Here is a 3,131-nt window from a genome sequence, read left to right as displayed (position 1 = left end):
CTTTAGCCACTTTCTGCGCAAATAGAAGCTCCCAAAGGCTCTTATTTCTCCAAGTAGCTAGTATGAAGTAAGGCCACCCTAATAGCTTATTTTTTCAAATGATACGGCACTGTTGTTACGATAAGGTTCCTTCTGTAAAGCAGAAAAGCTCGGATAAGTAAGCTGGATTGGTTATGAAGAATATTTTGCCAGCTTTTCTTCGGAATAAACTGTGGGATTAGGACAGTTACCCGAAAATTGGATTCAGCCGCCTTATTTTCCACCGTATCAATAAATTTCGTCAATGGTTGAACAATGCTCCGATATTGGGAATGTAACGTCACCAGCCTTATATCGGGTTGCCACGTATTCCATTTCTCCTCAAATTGTTTCTCGGCGTCTCTTTCGAAAGCCACATAAACGGCGATGATCTGATCTGGCGAAAGCGATTTGGCATAATTCAAGGAGTTCTCTACCACATGTGTAATGCCCGCCACAGGCACAATCATCACATTTCCTTCAATAGGAATTGCTGGTTCGCAAGTTGTTATTCTAAGTTGTTCGCCTACGGCCTCGTAGTGTTTCTTGATTTGGTGGAAAATAAAAACAATAAGGGGCAAAAAGATGAGTACGGACCATACCTGCCCAAACTTGGTAATAAAGAAAATCATCATGACCGTGAAGCTCATGAAAGCTCCAACTAAATTAATCGTTAGTTTAACAATCCAGCCTTTCGGTTTCTCACGGATCCATTTCACCAACATCCCCGTCTGAGCTAAGGTAAATGGAATGAACACTCCGACAGCATACAGAGGGATTAAATGCTCCGTTTTTCCTTTGAAAAGGATGATTAACAAGATCGATGCAACCGCAAGGAAAATGATCCCGTTTGAATACCCAAGTCGATCTCCTCTAATCGTAAACATCCTTGCTATAAATTTATCCTTGGCCAGATTAACTGCCAGTAATGGGAAAGCAGAATATCCCGTATTTGCAGCGAGAACAAGAATCATAGCTGTTGTACCTTGGATGATATAATACATGAAATTTCTGCCAAACGTTGCAGCAGCAATTTGTGAGACAACCGTTTCCTTTTCTTTGGGAGATATTCCATAGTAATACGCTAGATAAACGACTCCCGCAAATAAAATCGCAAGTAATAAGCCCATAGCCATCAATGTTTTGGAAGCATTTTTGGGAGCTGAATCCTCGAAGTTCGGAATTGCATTAGAGATAGCTTCAACCCCTGTTAAAGCAGAACTCCCCGTTGAGAATGCTCTTAGTAATAAAAACAAGGAAATACCTGCAACAGGCGTGCCAATTGGAGCATGCAGTTCAGCTGAGACATTCCCGGTTACGATATTGTATAATCCGACTCCAATTAAGATAAACAAAGCCAGTACAAATAGATAAACTGGATAAGCTAAAATAGAAGCCGACTCGGTTATACCCCTAAGATTTAAGATCGTAATGAATATAACAAGTAGGATGGCAATAACCACAGTATAAGGATGTAAATGCGGAAAGGCAGAAGTAATGGCATCCGTACCTGCCGAGATACTGACCGCCACCGTTAGTATGTAATCAACTAAAAGGGATCCTCCTGCAAATAAACCCGCGTTCATCCCGAGATTTTCCTTCGATACGACATAGGCCCCGCCTCCGTGCGGATAGGCATATATGATTTGTTGGTATGACAAAATAAGTGCTAATAGAAGAAACAGAACGCCTATTGCGATCGGGATTGTGTACCAATAAGCTGCAGCACTTACGGTAATCAATACTAGTAGAATCTGCTCAGGCCCATAGGCAACGGATGATAAAGCGTCGGAAGAGAGGATAGCTAAAGCTTTCTTTTTATTAAGCTTTTGTTCCCCTAGTTCGTTTGACTTTAATGGCTGACCGATTAAAAATCGTTTAATGACAGAAAACATGATTTACACCCGCCATGGTTTTTTAAGTTCATTTTATTTTACCCAATTTGTTGAAAAAAGAATCATAAATATTGGATATCGATAATCCGATTTGATTCCTAACGCATTGCTTTTTGTTGTATATAACATACAATATTAATGTAATGGATATTTTGGGGAGGGATTACGAGGATGGCAAAGACATTTTTGAAAATTGCTGCGATTTATTTTACGGTAGGTGTGCTTCTAGGTATGACCATGGGAATCATGCAAGATTTTAGACTCGCTTCCGTACACGCTCATTTCAATTTGCTCGGATGGGTTTCCATGGCTTTGTTCGGGGTCATCTATCACTTCTATCCAAAAGCAGCAGACACAAGCCTTGCCAAGACTCACTTCTGGTTACATAATATTGGCTTACCCGTTATGCAGATCGGTCTCGCCATCGAAATCGTATCCGGGAATTCAGTCTTGCTGCCTGTTGTTATTGTCAGCTCTCTGCTCGTAGTTGTTGGCGTTGTCTTGTTTACGATTAATCTGTTTCTACAACTTGGCAGCGCGTCCGTTAAACAGAAGAAAGACATATCTGTTTAAGCTGATTGGATAGGCCCATAATGACATGAACGATCGAGAGAAATCTCGGGCGACGAATGAGTCGCACCAAGCTTCAATGTCTTTCCGCGACTTCGAGACCACCTATGAGTGGTTTCTTTTTTTTGAAAAAGCAAGCTGACAAAAGTAGTGTTTTTTCATCAAAGGATTCGACAAGACTCAAATTGAATAAATATTGTACTATACATAGAAAGGTTGTGGCTTCAGTGTACTCACACGAAGATTTAATTTCAATTCGACTCGGGATCATGCTCTTTGTAGTTCCCATACTGGGCGTCGCATCACTTTATTTGATTAGTTAAATTTTTTAAAGATGCCAGCAACTCCCTTGGAATGCATTCTTAGCCAATCACTTAACAGACTGGGCCATTGACAAAATATAGAGCGTAGAGCTCACATGAAAGGTTGTGCAGCCTTGAAATGGATTATCTTGTGGTTCAAACCGAAGCACGTCAATGTAACGGGGTACATCCGGCTTCACGGCACTTGGTATGTGATACATGAGTAAGTCATGGCAGCATGAATATGGACTTCATACTGTCTCCCAAAACAGCAGAAACTATCACCAAGAACTTCGTTGAATACGACGGGTAACGATATTTCAATAAAAAAGCGGCAGTCTAGGAC

At 40.9% G+C, this 3,131-nt stretch carries 2 protein-coding genes; one reads left to right on the top strand and one right to left on the bottom strand.

Annotated features, from left to right (window positions below):
* Window positions 1-86: 86 nt before the first annotated feature.
* Window positions 87-1,913, bottom strand: a complete 1,827-nt coding sequence (gene kimA, locus GC098_RS27425) for a potassium transporter KimA (protein ID WP_171646378.1) — start codon at window positions 1,911-1,913, stop codon at window positions 87-89.
* Window positions 1,914-2,084: 171 nt separating this feature from the next.
* Here kimA and GC098_RS27420 point away from each other — a divergent pair, with 171 nt between their 5' ends.
* Window positions 2,085-2,486 (top strand): cytochrome-c oxidase, encoded by a 402-nt coding sequence (locus GC098_RS27420; RefSeq protein ID WP_171646377.1) that lies wholly within the window; start codon window positions 2,085-2,087, stop codon window positions 2,484-2,486.
* The last annotated feature ends 645 nt before the right edge of the window (window positions 2,487-3,131 follow it).

It is taken from the genome of Paenibacillus phytorum (assembly GCF_013141715.1).
Lineage (GTDB): Bacteria > Bacillota > Bacilli > Paenibacillales > NBRC-103111 > Paenibacillus_E > Paenibacillus_E phytorum.
This window is presented reverse-complemented; position numbering and strand designations above follow the sequence as displayed.